The sequence below is a fragment of the Pseudomonas sp. HN8-3 genome (genome assembly GCF_020790195.1).
Classification (GTDB): domain Bacteria; phylum Pseudomonadota; class Gammaproteobacteria; order Pseudomonadales; family Pseudomonadaceae; genus Aquipseudomonas; species Aquipseudomonas synxantha_A.
Window position 1 is genome coordinate 1,210,286 of the sequence record NZ_CP086206.1, and the last position, 24,233, is coordinate 1,234,518.

General features: G+C 59.7%; 8 protein-coding genes. 4 read left to right on the forward strand and 4 right to left on the reverse strand.

The annotated features are described in order from the left end of the window. The first annotated feature begins 50 nt into the window (after positions 1-50). Complete coding sequence (locus LJX92_RS05350) at positions 51-809, forward strand: molecular chaperone (protein WP_148853375.1); 759 nt, start codon at positions 51-53, stop codon at positions 807-809. Positions 810-814: 5 nt separating this feature from the next. Next, on the forward strand, positions 815-1,297 hold the full coding sequence (locus LJX92_RS05355) for a CS1 type fimbrial major subunit (RefSeq protein WP_078820401.1): 483 nt from the start codon (positions 815-817) through the stop codon (positions 1,295-1,297). On the opposite strand, the gene LJX92_RS05360 is transcribed toward LJX92_RS05355, so the two are convergent. From LJX92_RS05360 to LJX92_RS05375, 4 genes are all read right to left on the reverse strand, one after another. Further along, the gene (locus LJX92_RS05360) at positions 1,298-6,478 is read right to left on the reverse strand and encodes a dermonecrotic toxin domain-containing protein (protein WP_228309381.1); all 5,181 of its coding nucleotides are present in this window, start codon (positions 6,476-6,478) and stop codon (positions 1,298-1,300) included. 207 nt (positions 6,479-6,685) lie between these two features. Further along, positions 6,686-11,764: a dermonecrotic toxin domain-containing protein gene (locus LJX92_RS05365; protein WP_228309382.1), complete on the reverse strand. Its 5,079-nt coding sequence runs from the start codon at positions 11,762-11,764 to the stop codon at positions 6,686-6,688. An 83-nt stretch (positions 11,765-11,847) separates the two neighbouring features. Then, a complete protein-coding gene (locus LJX92_RS05370) occupies positions 11,848-14,940 on the reverse strand; it encodes a transglycosylase domain-containing protein (protein WP_228309383.1) in 3,093 nt (1,030 codons plus the stop codon). An 80-nt stretch (positions 14,941-15,020) separates the two neighbouring features. After that, positions 15,021-20,057: a hypothetical protein gene (locus LJX92_RS05375; protein ID WP_228309384.1), complete on the reverse strand. Its 5,037-nt coding sequence runs from the start codon at positions 20,055-20,057 to the stop codon at positions 15,021-15,023. 451 nt (positions 20,058-20,508) lie between these two features. Between LJX92_RS05375 and LJX92_RS05380 the strand changes: the two genes are divergently transcribed. Together LJX92_RS05380 and LJX92_RS05385 are read left to right on the forward strand one after the other, a co-directional pair. Further along, positions 20,509-21,930: an amino acid permease gene (locus tag LJX92_RS05380; RefSeq protein WP_078820379.1), complete on the forward strand. Its 1,422-nt coding sequence runs from the start codon at positions 20,509-20,511 to the stop codon at positions 21,928-21,930. 258 nt (positions 21,931-22,188) lie between these two features. Continuing rightward, a complete protein-coding gene (locus LJX92_RS05385; RefSeq protein WP_228309385.1) occupies positions 22,189-24,213 on the forward strand; it encodes a M3 family metallopeptidase in 2,025 nt (674 codons plus the stop codon). The last annotated feature ends 20 nt before the right edge of the window (positions 24,214-24,233 follow it).

A 24,233-nucleotide genomic window follows, 5' to 3' on the forward strand; every position in this document is an offset into this window, starting at 1 on the left:
GGCCGTATATCAGCCGTTGGCTGGGTTCAATCTATAAGGCGTAATCAAACATGAAACATGCAGTGTTAGCGGTGGGGCTGTTCCTGATGTCGTTGGGTGCTCATGCGGGGCCGGCGATCAACGTTGGGGTGGTCTATGACTATCTGGACGGCGACCGCAGCTCTTACCTCAAGCGGGTCTACAACGGCGGCACCAGTACCGCGTTTATCAAGGTCAATGTGCTGGAGATCGTCTACAACGCCGACGGCACGTCCCGGGAAGTGCCCGTCGCGTCGATGACCGACGCCAAAGGCAGCACCACCAATCGCGACGGCCTGATGGCCAGCCCGGCGCGCCTGATCGTACCGGCCGGTGGGCGTCAGGGCACACGGTTGCTGTACATGGGCGAACGCGACACCGAACGTTACTTTCGTGTGCGCTTCATCCCGGTGGTACCGGAAAAGGAAGATGACTTTGCCGTGACCGATCAAGAGCGTGCCGAGTACAAAGACGCGCTGGCGGCCGGGGTCAATGTCATGGCGGGCTACGGCACGGTGTTTTTCGTCAGGCCCAAGGACACCCGTTTCGATACGCAAATCAGCGAGACCAGCAGCCAGTACACCCTGCGTAATGCGGGCAACAGCGTGGTGGTGCTCGATGAGTTCCGCGATTGTTCGGTGGCGAAAAAGACCGACTGTGAGGCCACCACCAAGCACCACATCCTGCCCGGTCGCCAGTTGGTGCTCGAGAAAAAGCCGGAGCGCCAGTTCAACTTCCAGATGATCGAGGGCCGCAACAAAAAACCGATGTCGGTCAGCAGTAACGGGTGATGACTATGTTCAAGCAACTAACGGTACTGGCGGTACTGATGGCGCCTGTGCTGATGGGCGAACGGGCGCTGGCGTTCCAGGAGCGCCACACGTTTGATGTGTCGGTGACCATCCCGATCCATGAGGCTTATGTGCTGCCCTCCGAGCCCGACTGGATTGGGCAGGACCAGGTGCTGGCCTGGGATCTGGCGACTGCCCGGCTGGGACGCCTGCGCAAGAACTTCGACGTGAAGAACATCAATGGCGGGGTGGCCGCGCGCCTGGGTGATACGCCTTACCTGTTGAGTGGCCGCAACCGTATCGAACTGCAGGTGTTGTTCAATCGGGTGCCGCTGACGCTGGATTCGACCCTGGTCCTCAGCGCCGACGAGGCACGTGCCGGCCGCCGCGCCGAGCTGGAAATTGCCGCCATCGAACCGGCGGACGGTTACAAGGGCGGCGAGTATTACGGCACGGTGCACCTGTTGTTTGATTTTCCGGCGCCTTGATCAAGTCCGGTTCCTGCGGGTCCCCGCGCGGTTCAAGGCCTCGCGGGTCAGGTCCCGCAGCCACTGTGTGTGACGGTAGCCCAACTCGTTGAGTGTCGTATCGAACAGGGTTGAGCTCATGGGATCACCGGATAACACGCTGCTTTCGTCCAGCTCCAGCGCCTGTGCCAAGCTGCGCAGTTTTTCCCGCCGGGGTTCCTGATCGGCCTCGGGCAGGTCTTGCGAGTCTGCGTATTGCTGTTGCAGCGCTTGCAGTTCGTCGAGTTGAGCATATTTCAGGTCGAAGGCGGTGTCATTGTTCCATTTGGCGGTGGGGTTGTGCTGCTCAAGGTAACGCTCCCAGCCGTTGTCCAGCAGCATCTGATTCACCAGCCCGTCACCTTCTTCAAGCCTGGCGACTGCGTTGGCAACTTTCTCGATCTGTTCGGGTGTCACGTCAGCCAGGGTACGATAGGTCATATGGGTAGATAACCACGGTAGGTCCAGTCGGTCTGCCAGTGTGCTGCGATAGGCCAGATGAATGCCCGCCTCATCGACCTCTCCATGTTCGCCGTCGACGACCTGCGACCATAGCCGCTGCCCCTTCCCCCCCTGTTCTTTGGGTTTGAGGCGCTGGGCGATATCTTCACCAATGGCTTTGCCCATGTAAGCATCGCGCGCGGCTCCACGGGCCAGTACCACCAGCCTGGCCTCCAGTTCCTGTGGCGATGTGCTGGTCCGATAGGCTTCGCTGGCGAGTACTTCGATGCCCAGTTTCTGAAAGATCAGCGCGCCCGCATCGGGGCACAATCCAGGGTAGCGGGTATCCTTGAACACGCGGTCGCGTAATTCGCTGTCGGCTTCCACTGCTCTGAGCAGGCGCCAGACTCTCTGGCTCAGTTCAGGGTGATTGCTCTGGTAGGCCAAGCGGTCCTCCTCGGCTTGAAACGCATCCGGCTCCTCAAGGGACTTGATCACTTCAAACAAGCCCTGGGAGCCCGGCTCTTTTTCAATCTCATCCCAGAGTTGCCGGTGGCGTTCAACCTCTTCAGTCTTGATGTAGGTGAGCCAGGGCGTGCTCTCGCCTTTGGGGGCGTAGAAGCGCAGCGGGTCCAACCCCACGGACTCGCGGTATTCGGCGAGCAAGTCTTGAAAGTCCGAGGTGAGCTTGCCCTGGTCCAGGCGTGTACGAGCAATGATGTCGGCATCATCCGAGCCTGGCGCCACATGGGGTAACTGGGTGATCGGGTTCTCGCTCAGGTCCAATTGGAACCCCCGTGGCCGGGATTGGCCCACCAGCCCGGCAGGCCAATCCTTGATGTGTGTGTCGCGCAGGTTCAGCAAGGTCAAGTTTGGCATCTGGCTGATATCCGGCGGTTGCCCCAATGGGTTGCCGGCCATCTCAAGTTGTTTGAGGCGCTTGAGGCGTTTGAGCGTGGCAATGGCCGAGTCATCCAGCACCAGAGCATTTTTTTCCAAGTGTAATCGCCGCAGGCGTTTGAGGTTGCCGAGAGTCTCGGGTAACTGGGTGATGCGGTTATGGCTCAGGTCGAGGTCGCGCAGATGAGGGAAGTTGTTCAGGAAGGCGGCGTGACTGTCTGCAAAATCGCAACCGCGCAGGTCCACGTCGCTGATGTGGTTCAGCGGCACGCTAAGGGTAGGTAGCTCATCGGGCATGTTGGTGTTGAATAAATCGAGGGCGATGCCACCTCGGTGTTCGAAACTCTCGTCCAGGTGAACAGTCAGGCCATTGCTCCAGCCGTCGTAAAGACGGATTGCTACTACGGCCCGACGCTTGCGTGCTTCTGACTCCAATGGCGTGCCTTCCCAGCGGGTCGGGCCTTTGATGTAGGTATCGAGCTGATGGAATAACTGTTGTTTTTGTGCCTCCATTTGCGTCAGCGTTTGCTCGCCTTCAATTGTTCCCAGCGTGTTTGATAAGCGGCGAATACCCTCTCTGCTCATGGCGGGAAGTAGCTGTTTGATGCGCTCCTCAATGGTTTTTGGTTGCATGTCGTAGCTGTCGGTGCGGCTCATTTTGCACGATGCGCCTCCACCCAGAAGTACCTCGACCTCTGGGGCGGGCTGCCTGCTCACAGGCGGTTCGGCCAACGCCTGGCGTCGCTCGGACGGTGTCTGATTGTGCTCGATCACCCATTGCCTGAACCGTTCACCTTCGCCGACGGCATAGGGCGGGGTGCGCTGCGGAACCTGCGCCAGGGTCCAGAGCACAGACTCGTACAGATCGGCTGTGTGATTCAGCGACTTGGGTTCGGCATCGAATACTTCATAAGCCCCTTGAGCGTTACGCACCAGGGTACGTACCTGGGGTGCATCGTGTTCACCGACACTACAGCGCAGGGACCCAGTGGGGCTGTTGTCACGTATATCGATTTTCAGGCCGCTGAATGAGTCGCTATGCAAGCGCAGGGTATTGAGTACCAACCGTTCGCTTTGCGCTGACGGTTGCAGGGGAGGGTAAAGCCCTTCGACTGCACGGCAGGCCTTGTTGTCGAAGGACAGTTCTCGAGCCAGGCCCTTGAGGCGCAAGGGCAGGCGCTGTTCGTCCGTCATTGCCTTTAATTCTTCAGGCCATGCCTGTTTGAGCAAGGCGTTGGCGCTGCTCAGCGGCAGCTCGGGAAAGGTCTGGCGTAGCAGGGCTATGTGCGGATCGCTGCTGGCTTGGCCCAATTGATAGTGACTGCTGGCAATGTGGCCGCCAAAGCCATCGACGTAACTGGCTAATTTGTCGCGCAGTGCCTGGGCCCGTTGTGCCTTGGGCAAGGTTTCGCCCAGCAGCGTATTGACCTGCTGTTCTTCGAGAAAACCCAGCACACGCTCCGGCAGTTTTGCCGCCATCACGTCGGCCAGGCTGATGGTCAGGGTATTGGCCGGCAGGGCGGTGGCATCGCCATACTTGCGCGAGTCGCCGCTCAGGTCGCTGTTGTGAAACACCTCCAGGGCTTTGCTTGGCGGCCAGCCGGGGAGTTCTGTGACGGCCTGTTCGAACCAGTAGGAATACGGCTCAAGTACCTGACCTGTGCGTATCCTGCCCGCCGATTCTTCGGCAAATCGGCCGGCGCGAAAGCGTTCGAGGGTATCGACCAGCAACGGCGGAGACGGTTGGTTGTGCACATACATATAGCGTAGATGGTCGGGCTCGCTGCCACTGATGATGCGGATCTGTTCGAGCTGTTCGGTGGTGAGCGTATGGGTGGCGGAGCTGATACGGCGCATCAGCGTGTGCTCGTCCCAGCTGCGCGGTTGTTCGCCTTCATGCACCCAGGCACCGTTGCCATTGAAGCGTACTTTCGGTCGGTAGGCTTGCGGCCGGTTGGGGTGCACGATCCGGTGGTGGGTCAGGTGCGGATCCGGCTTGACCTGATAGTGTTTGTCAGCATGTACCAGCCAGTGTTTTTGAGCATGCTGATACAGGCCTTGTGCGTCTGGCTCAATGCCTTTGGGCAGGCTGATGCTCTGCTGGTAAGGCGAAATATCCGGGTTCCACAAGCGTTGTTCGCCGCTGGCAAGTTCCACTGGGCGCAGGCTCTCGACGAATGGCGATAGCTTGAGGGTGAGGGTCTGGCCGACAGTTCCTGCCGCCGCCCAAGCCCCCAACTGCACCACCGCCTCCACTACCTCCATGACGTGACCGATGGCTTCCAGCCCTTTGCCCTGTGCCCAGTCAACGATGCCTTCGAACACATCGTTGGCCACCTGGTAGGCGGTGTAGGCGAGCATCAGCTCCCCCAGGAATGGCACGAATGGGGTGACCACCAGTAGCGCGGCATTAAAGATGTCCGACAGGATCTTGCTCAGGTTGTCCCACCAGGCCCAGCGTGCCATCAGGTCTGCATAGGCGGTGGTGATGGCAATTTCCCGGGTATCGTTGACGATCTTGTTGAGTTTGACCCGGTACAGGTAATGCCACAGCGTATCGGGCTCGGAGCGGCCTGAGGGCGGGCGGTTCTGGTAATCGTCAAAGATGTTTTGCACGCTGAAGTGCAACTGCGGCGTGTCGACCTTAAGGGTTTGCCAGCTGGGGCCGTTGTCGGTGCGTGCCTTTTGGTGCCACTGCACTTTGTACAGGCGGCTTTGCAATTCAGCGAAAAAATGTCCGCGTTGTTTGTGGTCGATAAATTGACTGAAGAACTGGCGGTAGGTCGCCTTGTTCGGCGTTTGGCCTGTTGCATCGAGGGGCGAGGGGTTGTCGCGCAATTGGCGCGTCAACTCGTTCATGAACGCGACCGGCGAGGCGTATTCCTTCAACGGATGCTCGGGGTCCTCGGGGATATAGGCAATCAAGCGTTCGATGTGTTTGTCGCGGCCTTGGGGCGCAGCAATCAATAGGACACCGCTCAACCGGGCATCCAGCAGGCTCAGGTTGTAGTAATCCACCGGTATGCCACCCAGGGATGGGGTGGGCTTGCCTTCGACGATATCAAAGAGCAAACGCCTCGCATCGGCTTTGATGTGCTGCTGTGCAAAGGCGATGCAGGCTGCATTTTTAAGCGAGGCTTTGTCGCAGGCAATCACTTTGAGCCGTAAGGAATCGGCCTGGACCGGATTGCTGAAGCCCAGGGTACTCAATAACCGTGTCTGGTATTGCCGGCCGATATCGAGCGAGCGGCACAGGTTTTTGAAACCCAGTGCCGTCAAGGGTTGACCACTGGTGCCGGAGGTCAGCGTCAGGATGTTTTGCTGGCCACGAGCGTCGACGCGGGACAAGAACGCATAGTCGGCAAACTGCTCACTGGCGCAAAAGTTATGCAGTGCGGCATCCAGCAACGACACGGTTCGGCTGGTCACACCTTTGTGCACCCCAATGACCCACCAGCTTTTCTTGGCGGGGGCATAAAGACGGATAAAGGTGTTTCTCACATCAATGTTGCCGTATTCCCGTAAGGCTTTTTTGAGCAGGCGCTCGGCGAATGAATACACGTCCTTCATGTATTTGAGTTGTTCATCCAAGGCGTTCCTGGCTGCCCAATGTTCGGCCATCGCCTCTCTGGGGGCAGGGTCTGCAGGCGCGTCCACAGCCTTGAGGCGGGTATAGACATAAGGGCTGGCGCCCCGCGCTGCGCGAACGCGTGTCAGCGTGGCAGTGCGGAGCCAATCCGGAATTGCACGCTGGATAAAGTCAAAATGAATACCCTGGCTGGCGTGGCTCGCAGCGTGTAGGTAGGGGCGTTCGAGTAACATGGTTTTGATGCCTTTAAGTGAACAGTCGGATGATCAACCCGATCTACACTAATCACCCTCACGAGGAGGGCAGGCCTACATAACCACTACATCGCCCTTGCTGCTGACGCACCGTCTGAGGTCGGTGGTGCCGGGTTGCGATGGAGGACCGATATGCCCCTCAACGCTCATGCTGAAGGATGAGCCATTGTGCAATGGGAGTGAGGGTTAAAAACCGGCGGCAACCATGGCCTCGCGGGTCAAGCGGCGGCCCAGTTCCTGTTCGTCGTAGAAACTCTTGAAAAACAGGCTCAAGTACCGTTCTTCCGTCATAGGCTCGCCGGTCAGGACTTGCTCATGGGGGACATTCAGCGCGTCTGCCAGGTCGAGCAGACGCTGCCGGAGTTGGGTACTGGTGGTCGAGCTCTTGCGCTCCGGTGGCAGTTGTTCATGGGCGGCCCAAGCGTTTTGAGCCAGGCGCAAGTCGTCGATGCTTTCACTGGCCTGTTCATGCTGGCATTTGATCTGTCGGAACGCCTCGGGACGGGTATTGAGCAAGTAGTCGCTCCAGAAAGACTGCTCAAGCATCTGGTTCACCAGCCCGTCGCCTTGCTCCTCCTCGATGACCTTGTCGTAAGCATTGGCCAGCTGCCAGTCTGCGACATTGCCGGCATCGCGGTATAGCATGTGGTCCGCCAACCAAGGCAGATCCAGGCGTTCCTTCAGTCCGGTCTGGTAGGCGCTGTACACTTCGACTTCATCCAGAGTGCCCGGAACACCGTCGACGACATCGGTGGTCAGCCGCAAAGAGGGGCCTTCGCTGCCATCCTCATTGAGTGTGGGGGTGTTGAGGCGAGTCTGGATGTCTTTCCTGGCGATCTGGTTGACCTTGTCCAGCCGGGCCTTTTGCTTGGCCAGCCGTACCAGCGCACCGGTCCGGGCTTGAGGGGTAGGCTCGCGCCAGGCCTCCAGCTTCATGGCTTCGATACCCATGGCGTTGAACAGCTGGGCGCCCGCATCGGCGCAGTGGGTCGGCATGGCGCTCAGGTTGAACAGCGCCGTGCGGGTTTGTTCGTCGCTGTCGGCGGCCCTTAGCAGACGCAAGACATTGGTGCGCAATTGTCTGAGGTTTTGGTTGTAGCGCAGCAGGTCGGCCGGGTCGTGGACGATGTCGGGGGTGGGTTGTCGCTGGCTTCTGATGACTTCAAAAAAACCCTGTGAGCCATGTTCCCGTTCGAGATCGTCCCAGATTTCCTGCCATCCCTGGCGTATTTCGGGTGTCAGGTGTTCGAGCCAGAATTGACTGTCCAGCTCGCCTCGGGGGGGATAGGTGCGATAAGGATCCAGACCCGCGGCGCGCCGGTAACTGACCAGTCGATCCTCGGCGTCGCGCTCCAGCTTGTTGTTGTCCAGGCGTGCGCGTGTCACCAGTTCGGCTTGCACCGAGCCGGGTTCGACGATCGGTACTTGGGTGATCGGCGTATTCAACAAATTCAGGTTGAAGTCGGGCGAGCGCGGCAGCTCGAGCAGCCCTATGGGCCAATCGCGGATTTGCGTGTTGTTGAGCGCCAGTATGCGCAGCTCCGGCATGCGGCTAATGTCCGCCGGTGTGACCAGGTGTTCATTGTGCGAGAGGATCAATACCCTCAGGTGGTGCAATTGCCTGAGGTGTTCCAGGTTCTGCGCACGCCAGCGAATCGGGTTTTCGGACAGGCCCAGATGGGTGAGTCGACGCATACCGCTGAGGGCCGATGGAAAAGTCTTCAGGTGCTTGCCGGTGATATCCAGCATACGCAGGTTAGGGAAATTGTGCAGGAACGGGCTGTCGGCGTCAGTGAAGTCGGTGCCTGCCAGGTTGAGGTTGGTGATGTGGTTCAACGCGGTGTCCAATCGAGGGAAGTTTTGCAAAAACCCGTAGATGGTTTCTCCACGCAGGTCCAGTTCGCTACCCACTCGACGCTCGCCGAAATCCGTTTCGTAGCCCTTGGACGATTGCTCCCAACTGCTTTGTATGAGCGCAGTCACTCGCTTCCTGAACAACTGCTCCGGGAGTGTTGCGCGACGTCTGTGGGTACCGGCAGCCGGTAGGTCCTGCCAATTTTTGAGGGCGCGGAGCAGGTCTTTTTTCTGGGTTTCAAGCTCCGTGAGTAGACGCTGTCCCTCGGCCGAGTCCAGCGACAGGGCGTAGGCCGCTACATCTTCTTCGCAAAGCGTCGGATAAAGCGACTTGAGGCGCTCGTCTACGCTGGCGCGCCCCAGCCTACGGCGCAGGGCGCTGAACATTGGCTTTTGCAGCAGATGTTGGGTCTCCAGGGGGGCGACTGTGAAGACCGGCGGTTCGGCCAACACGGTGCGGCGTTCGGCGGGTGGTTGCAAGGTGCGTGTGAGCCACTGGCGCAACGCCTCGCCATCACCCGGCGCAAAACCCAGGGTGCCAGGGGGGACGGCTTGCAGCACGGCTTCATACAGGTCCCAGGTATTCTCGACGCCGGCTTTGTGAACTGCATATCGCCCTGGTGCTGTGCGTACCAGCAGCGTCTCGGTCGCTGCCTCGTCCGGACCGACATGGCAACGCAGTTGCCCGTTCGGCACTTGCTCGCGGATGCTCAGGCGCAGGTTGGCGAACGCGTCACTGTGGATTCTCAGCGCGTTGAGCAGCAGCCGTTCGGTATCGGGTGTGGGCGCGTTGCCCGGGTAGAAACCTTCGTAGGCGTGGGTGGTTCGCGCTTCGAACTGTAATTCCCGGGCCTGATGCTTGAGCCGTAGCGGCAAACGCTTCTCGTCATTCATCAACTGCACTTCCGCCGGGCGGGCCTGGTTCAGTATCACTTGGGTCAGGGTGTCGGGCAGCTCGGGGAACTGGCGTTGCAGCAGTAACCCGTGGGCGCTTTTTGACTGGCGTTTGAAACCGTACAGGTGCTCGAAGATGTCCTCCTTGCGTGTGGTGATGTAGCGGCTCAGCTGTTCACGCAGGATTTGCACCCGCGCGTCATTGTCGGCGGGCAAGGGCTTGTCGAGTAGAGCGGTAAGCTCGGTTGTGTCCAGAAAGTCTACGACTCGTGGGATTAGCCGGCCTGCCAATAACGCTTCACGGCTGATGGCCAGCGTCGATTCCTGAGTTGCCTGCATTGCGCCATGGTGCATCGGCTCGCCGCTCAGGTCGGCGGCTTCGAACACCGCGACGGCTTTATCGGCCGGCCAGCCAGGCATTCGCGTTACCATGTCGGCGGACCAATAGGCGGCTTCACCGTTGTCGGCGGAGGGTTCGCTGAGAGCGTCGATCTGCTGCCGCAGTTCCAAGCGATTCAGGGTATCGGTCAATAGCGGCGGCGGGGCCTGGTTTTCGGCGTACATATGCCTCAACGCGCCGGGTTCGGTACCACTGATATCGTATAACTGTTGCAGGCGTGCAGGTGGCCAGGTGGCGGTGATGGGGCTCAGGCGCTGGAGCAGTTGTGAGTCGTCCCAGGCCCTGGGTTCTTCGCCCTCCAGCACCACGGCCCCCTGACCGTTAAGCACCACCTCGGGACGATAGGCGTGCGGGCGTTGTGGGTGGATGATCCGGTGCCGGCCGGTGTCGGGTTCCTGGCTGACCTCGTAGTGCTTGTTCTCCAGGCGCAGGATTTTTTTGCCTGCGTGCGAGTGAAACCCATGGGCATCGGGTTTCGAACCGGGGGCCAGGGTTACGGCTTCTTGTTCATAGGGGCTCAAGTCCGCATTCCATAAACGGGTTTTGCCGTCAGCCGGCGTCACAGGCTTCAAACCCTCGACAAAGGGGGACAGCTTAAGATGGGCCAGTTGCCCGGCGGCGCCGAACGCGATCAGTTGCACCACGTTCTCCGTCACCCCTGCCACATGTTCAATGGCCTCTATGCCCTGGCCTTCGGCCCAATCCAACAATCCTTCGAACACCTCGTCGGCGAGTTGGTAAGCGGTATAGGCCAGCATCAATTCGCCCAAAAACGGAACGAAGGGGGTCACCACTAATAGCGCCGCGTTGAGAATGTCCGAGAGGACTTTTTCTAGATTTTCCCACCAGGCCCAACGTGCCATGCGGTCGGCGTAGGCGGTTGCGATCGCCAGCTCACGGGCATCGTTGAGGATTTTATTGAGACTTTGCTGATACAGGTGCTCCCACAGTGGCGTGCGTACACGCGTCACGCTGAACTGCAGGTTGGGGTTGTCGCGGGGTGTTTCACGCCAGGTCGGCTGTGGATCGCCGGGCGCGTGTTGATGCCATTTCACCTGGCTCAAACGCGTGCCCAACTGGTTGAAAAAATGCCCCTGGTACTGATGCTCGACAAACCGGCTGAAGAATTGCTGGTAGTCGGTTTGCCGCAGTTGCCCGGTCAGTGCCTGCATGAACTCCACCGTCGAGGCATAGCGTTTGAGTGGGTGCTGCGGGTCATTCGGGATATAGGCGATCACGGGCGATGCCTGGCGACTGACTTCCAGGTCGGCGGCAATCAGTACCACGCCGGTCAAGGTGGCATCCATCAGGCTCAGGTCATGACAGTGCGCGGCCTTGCCGTCGAGCGTGAGGTTTTGCTGGCCCCTGACCAAGCCTGTGATCAACGCATGATCCAACGCCTGGATATCGCCCCTGATTAATGCCATGCGCGCAGCCACCTTGAGGGCGGCCTGCTGATTGAGCATCACCCGGGCTCGCAGCACGCCTTCGACCACCGGGGCGGTGCGGCCGAGATAGTTCTCAAGGTGCTGTTGGTACTGGGCGCCGATGTCCAGGCCGCGAACCAGCGTTTTGAACTGCTGGATCGACAGCCGGGCTTTCAGAGGGATGACATCGAAATGGCCCCGGGCGTCGGGCTGGGTGATGAATTGCGAATCGGCGGTAAACGCCTCGCTGTCGGCAAAGTTGTGCAGTGCCGCGTCCAGCAGCGACACCGTGCGGCTTTGCACACCACCGCTAAAATCCCCGACCCACCATGCCTGGTTGGCTGGGGCATAGAGCCGCAGGCAAGTGCTGCGGACATCGACGTCGAGGTTGTATTGCTGTTTCAGCGCGGCTTTCAACAACGGCTCGGCAAAGCCTTTGAGGTCGGTGACCGCGGCGAGTTTCTGGTCGACAAGGGTTTGGGTTTGCCAATGTTCGGCAATCGCGGTTTTCAATAATTGATGCTGGTGGGGCGAGGCACTTTTATACCAGGGCGCAATAGTTTTGCGGCTGGACTTCAAGGCGCTGGCGCGTGACGTCGACAGCGTTTTGACCCAGTTGGGGAGCGCGTCTCGGATGAGTGAGTAGTGTTGGCCTTTATCTTCGGGGGCAGAGGAAGCAGTCGCGGTCATGGTGGTTTTTGGGTGTAGTCAATCGGGCCCTCAGACTGGCCTGCGCCGGGGCTGTCCTGGCAGTAATTGTCTATCGTTGCCTATCAGTGCGTACTGACCACGGGCTGGCACAGCGTGTGGCTGCCTGGGTTTAGGTACGGCAGCAGAATTGGCGCCATGCCTTTGAGCACCTGCACGGGCAGCGCCGAGGTGAACTTGAAGGTTTGTGCCGAACTGCCTGGGACGAAGGCAGTGAGCGTACCGAAGTGCCGGTCACCGATATAGAACACAAAGGTGGCAGTGCGGTTGATCGCCTTGGAACTGAGTACCCGGCCGCCGGCGCCGATGGCTTCGATACGGTTGTCACCGGTGCCGGTCTTGCCGCCCATGGCCAGCGGTGTACCGTCGTCCAGCTTGAAACTGCCGGCCACGCGTTTGGCCGTACCGGCATCCACCACTTGGGACAAGGCCCCGCGCAGTGCTCGCGCCACTTCGAGCGGCATCACCCGTTTGCCTTCGGCGGGGTCGTTGATCACTTGGGTTTCATACGGTGTATCAGCGGCAAAGTGCAGGCTGTCGATACGCACCACCCGCGCACGCACGCCATCGTTGAGGATGATCCCCATCAATTCCGCGAGCGCCGCCGGGCGATCGCCGGAGCTGCCGATGGCCGTGGCCAGGGAGGGCACCAGATGGTCGAACGGATAGCCCACCGCCTGCCAGCGCTGATGAATATCGAGGAAGGCTTCGACCTCGAGCATGGTCCGGATACGACTGTCGCGGGCGCTCTGATGACGGCTCTTGAACAGCCAGCTGTAGACTTCCTGGCGCTCGAACTGGCTGGCTTTGACCACCTGACTGAAGGTTGCCTCGGGATGATTGAGCAGGTAGCCCATCAGCCACAGGTCCAGAGGGTGCACCTTGGCGATATAGCCCTGGTCGGGCAGGTCATAGTTGCCGGGGCCGTAAGCTTTGTAGAGATTTTGCAGGCGCTCATCGGTGAGTTTCTCATTGGTTTTGATGCCGTTCAGGTGCGCACGCACGAACAGGTCGAAGCTGCCCTGGCTGGCGTTGGGCAACAAGTAACGGTGCACGGCGGCCAGGCGGATCGGCGTGGGGCGCAGGCCGTCGAGAAAGGTGTCGAGGCGGTCCTGGGTGTCTTTCTTCTGGTATTTCTTCCAGAACTTGCGCAGGAACGTCGTGCCCTCGCGGTCGGCGAAGTCGGCAAGGTATTCCTGGCGGCGCGGGTCACTGTCGTCCTTGAGCAACTCGGCGCTGTTGTTGGCGCCCGCATAGGTGCTGAAACGCACCAGGTCACGCATCAGGCGAATGAACGGCAGGTTGATCGACTCGCGCAGGGCGTCGCGCAGGGTCGGGCTGCGGCCGTTGTCTTCGTTGCGAAAATTGTGGAAGCGATGCATACCGCCGCCGGTGAAAAAACCTTCGTTGGGGCTGGCCGAGTAAGTGCGGTCGAGGGCGGCGTCGAGCATGTTGGCCAAGGATTTATCCGGTGTCTGGATCAGATAGTCGACGGCCCAGCGGCTGATGCGGTCCTGTTCGGCGATGTCGACTTTCTTCAGTGCGGCGCTCGTTTGGGTGGCGTACTTGTCGTGCAGCTCGGTGATGATTTGCAGGTAGGTGGTCAGCACTCGCAGCTTGGCCGTGGAGCCTAGCTCGAGTTTGCTGCCTTCGTTGATATCGAAGGGCTGGTCGGTATTGTCGGTTTGTACACGTACCCGTGAGCCGTCCGGTGTCAGCTCGAACAGGGTGAAGCTGTAACGTACTTGCGCGGTACTGGTTGGGGTCAGCAGGCGATCGCCGAGCAGGCCGACCTGGCGTGCGTAGTCCGGCTCGGCGAGGCGTTTGAGGTAATCGCTGACCTGGGCCTGCAACGGCGCTTGCAGAGTGCTGGTGGCCGAGAGATCGAGGCGGTCCAGATCGTACAGGGGGCGGTCGAGCAGGGCGGCGAGGCGGGCGCGGGCCATGCTGATGCCTTTGGTCGTCTCGATGGGTTGCATTGTAGGTTGTTGCACCCAGTCGCGATAACTGACCTTGGACGTCAGCGCTGCCTGCAACAGCGCAGGGGCAATCACACCGTTGTGGGCCAGCAGCCGCAGATGGCTGTCGGTGAGTTGGGCCAGCTCTTCACGACCTTTGGCCAGGTAGTGAGAAGGGCGGCGTTGGGCAATGATCAACGACAACACCTGACGCAGGGCCAGACCTTGCTCGCTATTCACCGGGCCGACCAGCGCCTGATTGACCTGGTTGAAGTCGGCGCCGTACCACACTCGCAGCCCCTCGGCCAAACCGTGCACTTCGCCATGGCCGGGCACTGCCGACAGCGGCACGCTGTTGAGGTAGTCACGCAGGATATTCTGCCGCGCCGGTAAGGTTTGTGGCCCATTGCGATAGGCCCGCACGGCGGCAGAAAACATCTGTCGCAGTTTCTCGGTGCCCGACACGGTCAGGCCATCCGGAGAGTGGCGGTATTTTTCCAGCTGCGTGGCCAAGGTGCTGCCGCCGGCACTCTGTCCCGGCAGATGCAGCGCCTTTGCCACTTGCGACCACGCGGCGTTGGCAAAGCGCGGCCAGTCAACGGCAGGGTTGGCCTGGGGTTGACTGGGGTCGAGCAAGTCGCGGTTTTCAATGAACAGCAGGCTGCTGATCACCAGAGGCGGAATGGCGTCGAAGCTCTCATACAACTGTTGCGGGTACTTGTACTGGTAGAGCGGCACGGCTCGGCAATCGGTGATGGACAGCCCGGCCTGGATCTTTTCCGTGTAGGGCACGAACAGGCCCTTGGTGCTGTAGTCCATCAATTGCGGCGAAAAGCGTGCCTGGGCCTCGATTACATAGCCGCGTTTGAGCAAGCGCGGCAGGAAGGTGCCGAGGTCGCTGTAACCCAGGCGCCGGTCGAAAGGGCCGGCACCGGGATAGGCGATGGCATCGCTGGGGCCGGGTTGTACCTGGTAGGTGAGGGTACGGGCCAGGCGGCTGAGTTCCTGGGCCTGCAGGCGTGACGTGCGCATCTCTTTGGTGGCGGCAAACCCCAAGGCCACCAGCGCCATCAGCACGATCAACCAGAACAGCCGCCGTACATAACGGGGCTGGGGTTTATTTTTAGGTAAAGGCGCTGGGTCCGGACTGCCTTGTAGTTTCGCAGCCTTGCTTGATTCGGTTTGCCACAGTGCGCCCATAGTCGATTGACCCCTGCACGCAGATTGATCGGACTTGCCTGAAGCTTAGTCGCGGGTAGCCGGTTGGGGAAAAAATGTGTTCATGGCATCGGATATTTAATGCTGGTCTCCAGTATGTTCAGCCAGGTCGGGTCATTGGCCGGTGCCCAGCGACGGCTCACGCCATCATGGAAAAACACCATCTTGTCCTCCAGGTACCAGACGGTCATTTTTATCTTCAGTTGCCGTATATAGTCCTGCGCCGGACACGTAATGGATGCCCAGGGGTCGCAGATAGACAGGTTCGCCCAGTCGGCACCCTGGAAATCCAGAGTCTGGGTCAAGCCCGAAGGGACCGTACCCACCACCACAAAGGTATGACCCCGGCAGTACCACACGTGAGCGACGCCACCATTGGTTCGGATCATTTCACACGCCACATGGGCCATCTGGTCACAATTTCCCGCACCGGTCTTGAGAATGACCTCGGTGTAGTTCGGGTGGCCGATCTTGCTGTATTCCCACATCACAACGGGTTCAGCTTCTTGCAGTCGCAGGATTTCAGCCGGGGTCGCCCCGACGACGTTGTTTGATCTCAGGCCGGTTCTATCCACCACTGCCTGGGTGCTGACGTTGGCTTGCTCTGCGAGGTATTTATTGAGCGGGCTACCCGTGGCGGAGCTGGGTGGCCAGATGTCCAGTTGCACCGGCCGCGAGACCACATTGATATCCAGGCGCCTTCCCTCGTCCGAGGCGTTAAGCAGCAGTTCCCGCTGCTTGATGACCCTCAGGGTGCTGGCCTTTTTGCGGATATTTTCGATTTTTTTCGGCAAAAACCCGCGCTTGCTCAACTGTCGGTACAGGACTTCGAGGGTCGGCAGTGTGACCAGCGGTTGGTCGGGAATCATCCCGCCGGCTTGCAAGAACTGCATTTTGGTGTCGCAGTAGGCCCTGATCAGCGCTGTATCGTCGCCGCCTTGGCTGAAATCCAATTGCTGGAATTGCAAGGTGTCGGCGCCGCTGGGCGTTGCGTTTGTCCGGTAAAAAACACCCACATCGGGCTCGGCCACCCAGTAAGGTGTTGTCGTGTTGGGTAGGGTGATCTCCAGCGCCCGAAGGGTTCTGCGGTCATTGATGAGGTTCACCAGCCCATCGATTTCAACGACTTGGGTTTTACGGGTGAGCAGGTTGTCCAGGTCGTCTTCGGGCAAGCCGAACTGCGGCTCGCTGTCAATGCGCCTGCCGCTGACCTGCTGTTGGTAGATCAACGCTGAAGGTTGGGGGTGAGAGGTCAGCTCGAAGCCGTCGAAGTCCGGGGTGACATCATGCACGTTTCGGTAATAGACCAACTGGCGTTTGTTGCCGCCGGTCATCGGCGCCGGCTGGATGCGAATATGGTCGAGCGCCTGGACTCGACGTTTATGAATCGAATCCTTAAAGGCGTACAGCCTTTTGGTGAAACAGATGAGGGGCACCCCCGGGCTGCGCTTTGCTCTGCCGACGGGGCAGACCGAGTCGAAGTGGTCGGTGAGCTTGGCATGGGCCGCTGAGGTGAGTTCGTCCAGCTGGCTGGGGTGTTTATGGGACAAACGCCAGACGCGGCCTTGGTCCAACAAGTCGGTCGCGTCGACGCGTTGAATGAGCAAGGGCGCCGTGTCAAAAAAGGGCTCTACAACGAGCACCTTGTAGCCGTCGGCGAAGCTGACCGGTGTGACGGCCATCGTGGTGTCCAGTTGCAAACCTTCCAGCGCGGGACCGTACGGCCTTGCACTGAAGGGGTCAAAGGCATGCCAGGCGTTGGCGCGCCTGATCGCCAACAGAGGCGTCAGCCCCTCAGGGTGCATCAGAACGCCAGGCCTGACGTCGGCGCGGTTGATCAGCCGGGCGTAATCCATCGGCGTCCCATGGGCCAGACGTTGCTGGGCATGACGCAGTGCGCCCGCCAGTGCCCGCTGGCCTGAGTGGTTTAACCTGGCCAGGCCATAGGCCGTCAGGCGCACCAACGATGGCACCGCCTCCAGTGGGTTGAGCAACTCATTGATAAAGGTGGCGCTGAGTCTGGTCAGTTGCAGCAGTTTCAAGTAGGCCGGTGCGGGCTTGATCAGGCGGCCCCAGCCGCTGGTAATGAAGCCTTTGGTTGGCATGATCAGGCCAAGCATGTCGAAGAAACAGCCCAGTGTGCCATCGAGCACGCTTTTGATTTCCCCGGAGGCGAGGTCATGGCCGCAGGTCCAGAAGGGTATGAAGCCCAGCAGCGCCTCTAACAACTGCTCGCTGTTTTTTTTTCGCTCTTCAAGGGTGGTCAAGCCTTTGGCCTGGGCCACCCAGGTATCGATATCGATGAAAAAGTGGTGATTGACGATGGTGCTCGCCAACGTGAGGTTTCTTGGCGAGTCGAACGCCAGCGGACTAGCAATGGCCGGGAGCCCCTCGAAATGCCAGAGTTGATCCACGATAACGGTGCAATACCTTCCAGGTGTGGGTGGGCTGCCTTTGAAGTAGGCATCCTCATCAATGGCCAGGCGACTGCCCTCATGCAAATACGCGATCGGTCGTGTGCTGTGGGGGGAACCGGTGGTGACTTTGAGCGGGCGGCCTCCCAGTTCCAGGATGGCGGGAAGGCGGGTGTTTTGTTGCACTTGATTGAGCAGGGGAAACAGTTCGTAGTCATGGACGGTGTTGACTGCCGTACTACGCAGGATGAAGCCGAACCGGCCGGTACGGGCCATTTTCTCTCCGGGCTCTTCCTCGATCTGCGGCTTGCTGGCTGCTTGCCTCACCACGAGCAGTTGTACCGCCCCCTCGTGCAAGCGCTTGCGGTCGGCCAGTGGTAACTGCGACAGCAGGTAACTGATCGCTCGGATAAACGCCTCCTTGAGTCTTTGCGTGTAAGCACCAGCGGCCTCGCTGAACAGCGCGTTGACATCGCGCAACTGGCCAAAGTTTTTTTTCAGCAGGGCGAGGTCGAGTTCGGGGTCGGTTGAGCGCCATTTATCGTCAATGGGTTGCAGGTGGCCGCCCATATGCAGATCCGCCAACGACTGAAGCTTTACGCCCGTGGTCGGTCTGTAGGAGGGGAGCCGAAAGGGGCCTTGTCCTTCTTGCAGGCATTTTTTCTTCAGCCAGCGGTGGTTGGGGAAGACGCGTTTAAGGTCCCTCAAGGCCAGGCTGCGGCGCGTGATGAGCCTGCTGCGCAAGGTTTCGGCTGCGTCGTGCAAAGTCTTTATACGGGCCTTCAGGCGTTCTTTGATGGCGTCGAGTTCATCGGTTCGATAGGTCTGTGCAGGTCGCAGTTCGCCGTGGACGATTGCCCAGTCGATCAGAGTGGCGGTGGCGTAATGCTCGCGCCACAAGCGTTCCTGGTCCGTCGCCGGCTCCTGGATGGCAAGCGCGATGATGTCGCTGAACGCCAGCTGTCGTGTTGACCCGCAGGCGAGCTCTTCTGCCAGCATCACGCCTTGTTTGAACAGCATCCAGGCGTGGGAAGTCATGAAGTACAGCGAATCAGGGATGCCTTGCACCAAAAACTCCGGTGCGACACCCGCCAGCAACAGGTGTGCGGCCAACCCCGTGGTTTGGGGAGTAGCAACACCAGCCGCAATCAGGTGCAGCTCAAGTGAGCGGCGCAGGTCTGCATAACGATGCCCATGGTAATCGCTGTGGTTCAGGTTCAGGCCGGCGAGGGTGTATCGCGATTGTGCGGCCTGCGGGTCGAGACTGAGGATCAGCGCGGCAAGGACCAATGCGTCTCGACTGGTGTTGTTGGTCGTTTCACCGGGGGCGTGTCCAAACCAGCCCACGGCGCCGAGCAATGAGTCGGCCAGCTTCTGCGCACGGGGAGCGGCAAGCAGTTGTTGCAGTTGTTCATCCGGTGGCCCGGGCGGCAGACCGGCGGCCAGCAGGTTGAACAAACCGGAGCTGGGTTGTGGGACAAACGTGGCGCTGATATGGATCACCTTGGCGCGTTGTTCGGTTGAAAGGGTCAGCGCACCCGGTAGTGGCATACCCAGGGCTTCCCAGTAATTGCCCTGCTGGGGGCTAGCGAGCCGGGTGGTTTCGAGGCGTTGTCGATACTGGCGCAAGGCGACGTCGGAATGCGCCAGATCACTCACGGGCGGCACCGTCACCGGTTCGCTGCGCTGCAGTTGTTCCATCAGCTCCCAGGCCGCCTCGCGATTATCCGGCAACGGCAGGTCGTGCAAGCTGAGCAACTGTGCGAGGCTGAATTGGCCGTCCTGATGGACGAACAGGTTCATGGCCGCAGCGCAGGCTTGCAAGCGTTCAAGGCGATCGCCCAGCGGCAGCTGCGACAGTTGTTCATGGCTGATGTCTAGCCGTTGACCCCAGGGGCCGGCGCCTCTGATCGAGTGTTGCTGGTGGTCAAATTCGTACAGGCCTTGGGTCAGTGCATCGGGGCGAGTCAAGGCGAGAAACTGCGGATGCTCAGTGATCTCCCCGAGTAACGTTGCGGCGGTCTGCATGGTCACGGCCCAGAACGAGCCGCCAGCCAGCGGGAAACGGCAGCGGTACACACTCAACAGGTTGAATGTGTGTTCGTTCAGGTCGTCTTCGATGATCTGTGCATGCAGTGCATTGGCTGCCGCGTGCAGATCCTGATTCAGTCGCTCGAACGCGTCCGCGAGCGCAGGTTCGGTCCTACCCAGTGCGTCAATCAGCACGCCGCGTTGGGCAAGCGTAGTCGGTTGGGGGTAGCCGTGGAACCGCAGCACCTGACGGGCGCTCAGTGACAGGTTTGCGGCAGGGTAGGCCAGGCCGATGGCATCCGGGTCGATGATCAGGGCGATGGCCCGAATGGGCGGCGCGAGCTGCTGCCAGCCGCTGGCGTCCTCATAGGTGAAGGTGGCACCGTTGGCATACAGAGTGCCGTTGCGCACGTTCACTTCCATCGGGTTGAAACGCCGCTGCCCGGCCCAGGCCACGAAAGAGGGGTGGCCGAGGGCTTGGCGATAGAGCACAAGCCAGCAGCCGAGTGCACAGTGGGTCGGCACCGGGAGTGAGTCTGCGGCAGCGTAGGGTTCGGTCTTGAGGTGTGCAATTAGGGTGTCCAGCATTTGCCGATCGCCGTCCTGACGCTGGGATGGAGTCGGCTGCTCATGCCGGGTGGTCAATTCAGTCATCCATGAAGTCTCGTTGAAGGTAATGACAGAGCGTGCCGGTTGCGGGCGCAGTCTTCACCGGGACCTTTCGCCTTTTTCCATGGTTTGTATCGCTATGGCGTGAAAGCCTTGAGATAGAGCCCCTTGCAGTGACCATTGGGCGATGGTAGGGGCATGACGATGCACCCTGGCTGTGCAATACTCGCCGCCGTTTCGCCCCGTGGCCTTTCACGCGGGATCAGCTAATGCCCCTCCATAAACCGGCTTTTTCCCGCGAGGTACCGCTGAAATTGGCGTGTTTTATAGTGAAAGGCCCTGTGTCGAGGTTTTTATACTGCACGGCCCGCTGATCTTGCCCGGCAAGAAGGGTCCGTCCATGAGGCGGCCCCGGTTTCGACAAGGGCACAGGCTTACCGGCCTGCACCCCGCAAACTCGACGGACAATCCAATAACAAAATGAGGTTGTACCTTTATGCCAGTCGGCAACCCACTGCCCCATGGCGAGACCGCTCAAGGCGGCCCGCTCAAACGCGAACTCGGTGAACGGCATATTCGCCTGATGGCCCTTGGCGCCTGTATCGGTGTCGGCCTGTTCCTTGGTTCGGCCAAGGCCATTGAAATGGCCGGCCCGGCGATCATGCTTTCGTACATCATTGGCGGCCTGGCGATCCTGGTGATCATGCGCGCCCTAGGCGAAATGGCGGTGCACAACCCTGTCGCCGGCTCGTTCAGTCGTTACGCCCAAGACTATCTCGGCCCCTTGGCGGGCTTTCTCACCGGCTGGAACTATTGGTTCCTGTGGCTGGTGACCTGCGTGGCGGAAATCACCGCCGTGGCCGTGTACATGGGCGTCTGGTTTCCCGACACCCCACGCTGGATCTGGGCCCTGGCGGCGTTGATCAGCATGGGCACGATCAACCTGATCGCGGTCAAGGCGTTCGGTGAGTTCGAGTTCTGGTTCGCGCTGATCAAGATCGTCACCATCATTGCCATGGTCATCGGCGGCGTCGGCATCATCGCGTTTGGTTTTGGCAATGACGGCGTGGCGCTGGGCATTTCCAACCTGTGGGCCCACGGCGGCTTTATGCCCAATGGCATCACGGGAGTGTTGATGTCCTTGCAGATGGTGATGTTCGCCTACCTGGGCGTGGAGATGATCGGCCTGACCGCTGGTGAAGCGAAGAACCCGCAGAAGACCATTCCCAGTGCCATCGGCTCGGTGTTCTGGCGCATCCTGCTGTTCTACGTGGGGGCGTTGTTTGTGATCCTGTCGATCTACCCATGGAATGAAATCGGCACCCAGGGCAGCCCATTCGTGATGACCTTCGAGCGTCTGGGCATCAAGACCGCCGCGGGCATCATCAACTTCGTAGTGATCACCGCCGCGCTGTCGTCCTGCAACGGCGGCATCTTCAGCACCGGGCGTATGCTCTACAGCCTGGCGCAGAACGGCCAGGCACCTGCCACCTTCGGCACCACGTCGAGCAACGGCGTACCGCGCAAGGCGTTGCTGTTGTCGATCTTCGTACTGTTGCTGGGTGTGCTGCTCAATTACATGGTCCCGGAAAAAGTCTTTGTGTGGGTCACTTCCATTGCCACGTTCGGCGCGATCTGGACCTGGCTGATGATCCTGCTGGCCCAGCTCAAGTTCCGCAAAAGCCTGAGCCCGGCCGAAGCGGCTGGCCTCAAGTACCGCATGTGGTTGTACCCGGTCAGTTCCTACCTGGCGCTGGCGTTCCTGGTGATGGTGGTGGGGCTGATGGCGTACTTCCCCGATACCCGTGTGGCACTGTATGTGGGCCCGGTGTTCCTGGTGGTGTTGACCGTGCTGTTCTACGTGTTCAGGTTGCAGCCAAAGACCGTCGCTCAAGGGACGGTGCGTTCCGCGTCCTGATGTGTGTCTTGTGACAAAAAGCCCCACCCCGCTCTACCGCGGGGTGGGGCTTCTGACCGCCGTATTTTCTGCACGATCCTCTATTTGCGGTGAGGTGCCTGCCGCCCCTGGGGCCTGATATCGCGAGCACTGTGGCTGTGTATAACGCGGGGCATCCGGTTCCGCGCGTTATCGCTTTGCCCTTATCTATCTACCCCTCCAACGATAATTCATTCCCTAGGCTGGCTGCTTCGACAGCAACCTTTGAAGAGTGACTTCATGCCTGAAAGAAACCCTCTGCTACTGCCCTACGACTTGCCACCGTTCTCTGCCATCAGAGCAGAACACTTGGTTCCCGCCATTGAGCAAATCATCGCTGATAGCCGCAACACCACCGCCACGATCATTGCCAGCCAGTCGTTATTCCCCACGTGGGACGACCTGGTGCAAGTAGTGGAAGAGCTGGAGGCACGCCTGGACGGCTTTCTCAAAATCATTGAGTTGCTTGACTCCGTTCCCCAGGGGCCGACATGGAAGCTGGCATCACATCGCAGTTATGAGCTTGCAAGGCAGTATTGCGCCGAGCTGGCCGCGAACAATGATCTGTACCAGCTTCACCGACAACTTGCCGATAGCCCGCCCGCAGCCCTTTTCAATCAACAGCGCCACAGTGCATTGCATAAAATACTGCGCAAGTACCAGTTGGCGGGTCTTGATCTTTCGCCTGAGAATCAACGACGGCTCAAAACGTTGAACCTGCAAATCGAGGAGTTCAGCCAAGAGTTCCTGCGGCGTGTGAAAGACTCCGGCGACGCATGGCGTAAGCACATTCAAGATAAGGCGATGCTCAGTGGGTTGCCTGGCGCGACCCTGGCACGCATGGAGGCTGCGGCTCGGGACGCAGGCCTGGATGGCTGGTTATTAACCCTTTCCGAGCAGTCCTTTCAGGAGGTGATGAGCTACGCCGACCATCGAGCCTTGCGCCAGGAAATGATGGTGGCTTACTACAGCCGTGCCGTGAGCACCGGTCGCGACGACATTGCCACCGACAATGAACCGGTTCTGACAGTGTTGCTCGACAGCCGTCACCAGAAAGCACAATTGCTCGGCTATGCCAACTTCGCCGAACTGGCGTTGGTGGAGCAAATGGCGCAGACGACCGATGAGGTCACTGCATTTTTGCATCAGCAGATTGATCGGGCACGCATGACATTTGCCCATGAGGCACAACAACTGCAACGCTATGCCGCACAACGTGGGATCAATGCGCTGGAACCCTGGGATTACAACTATTATACGGAAAAGATTCGCCAGGACGTGGCGGGTGTCTCCCAAGACGCCGTGCGCAAATACTTCCCGTTGGAAACGGTGCTGCACCGCTTGTGCGCGTTCACCAAAACGCTGTTCGGCGTTGAGCTGATTGAACAAACCACCGTCGATACCTGGCACCCGGATGTGCGGGTATTCGAACTCAGGGAGTACGCCGAGCCCATTGGGTATTTGTTCATTGACCCTTATCGCCGTATGGCGGGCGGCGAGATTGGCGCCGCCTCAGGTTTGCGCAATCACCGGATGACCGCCGAGGGGCGTCCACAACGGCCTATAGCCGTGCTGCGCAGCCAGTTGCCACGACCGACAGCGACCCAGCCTTGCTTGCTGGATCACTTGCAATTGAGGGTCTTATTGCATGAGTTCGGCCACTGCCTGCAGCACCTGTTGACCGCCGCCCCCTACCGGGCGATTTCCGGTATGGGCCAATTAGGCCATGATACGACGGAGTTTTTCGGCCAGGTGCTGGAGCAATTCTGCTTTACTGCGTCGTTCCTGGTCTGGCTATCCGGCCATTTCCAGACAGGAGATCCCTTGCCTGACGATATGGCCACTCAAATGAGCCGATTTGCTCACACCCAGACCAGTCAGGAAACCGCCAGTATTTTGCTCACGGGTCTCGTCGACTTTGAGCTGCACCGTACCTACGGCGACGGGCGTACACCTCATGAGGTTTTCACCCATGCCAACAGTGAAATCGGGCATTTGCAGTGGCCTGATGGCACCCGCCCGATCAACAGTTTCGAACAACCGATGGGTAGCTATGGGGCCAAGATGTATTCCTACAAGTGGTTTGGTGTCTTGGCCCGCCAGGCTTTTGAACGGTTTGAGCGTGATGGCCTGTTCAACCCGGAGACCGGGAAAGCCTTCCGAGACGCGTTCATTACTGAGGGCGATACCGGTACGCTGTCGAGCGCACTTGCGCTTTTTCGGGGGGACGGCGTGGGATGTGTCGGGCATTCCACCGGGGCATGAAGCGCTGGTGCATATGTAGC

Excerpts from the sequence above, each read along its gene's own strand:
- LJX92_RS05380 (WP_078820379.1), top strand. The coding sequence starts at position 20,509 with ATGCCAGTCGGCAACCCACTGCCCCATGGCGAGACCGCTCAAGGCGGC.
- LJX92_RS05375 (WP_228309384.1), bottom strand. The coding sequence starts at position 20,057 with ATGACTGAATTGACCACCCGGCATGAGCAGCCGACTCCATCCCAGCGT.
- LJX92_RS05385 (WP_228309385.1), top strand. The coding sequence starts at position 22,189 with ATGCCTGAAAGAAACCCTCTGCTACTGCCCTACGACTTGCCACCGTTC.
- LJX92_RS05365 (WP_228309382.1), bottom strand. The coding sequence starts at position 11,764 with ATGACCGCGACTGCTTCCTCTGCCCCCGAAGATAAAGGCCAACACTAC.
- LJX92_RS05350 (WP_148853375.1), top strand. The coding sequence starts at position 51 with ATGAAACATGCAGTGTTAGCGGTGGGGCTGTTCCTGATGTCGTTGGGT.
- LJX92_RS05360 (WP_228309381.1), bottom strand. The coding sequence starts at position 6,478 with ATGTTACTCGAACGCCCCTACCTACACGCTGCGAGCCACGCCAGCCAG.
- LJX92_RS05355 (WP_078820401.1), top strand. The coding sequence starts at position 815 with ATGTTCAAGCAACTAACGGTACTGGCGGTACTGATGGCGCCTGTGCTG.
- LJX92_RS05370 (WP_228309383.1), bottom strand. The coding sequence starts at position 14,940 with ATGGGCGCACTGTGGCAAACCGAATCAAGCAAGGCTGCGAAACTACAA.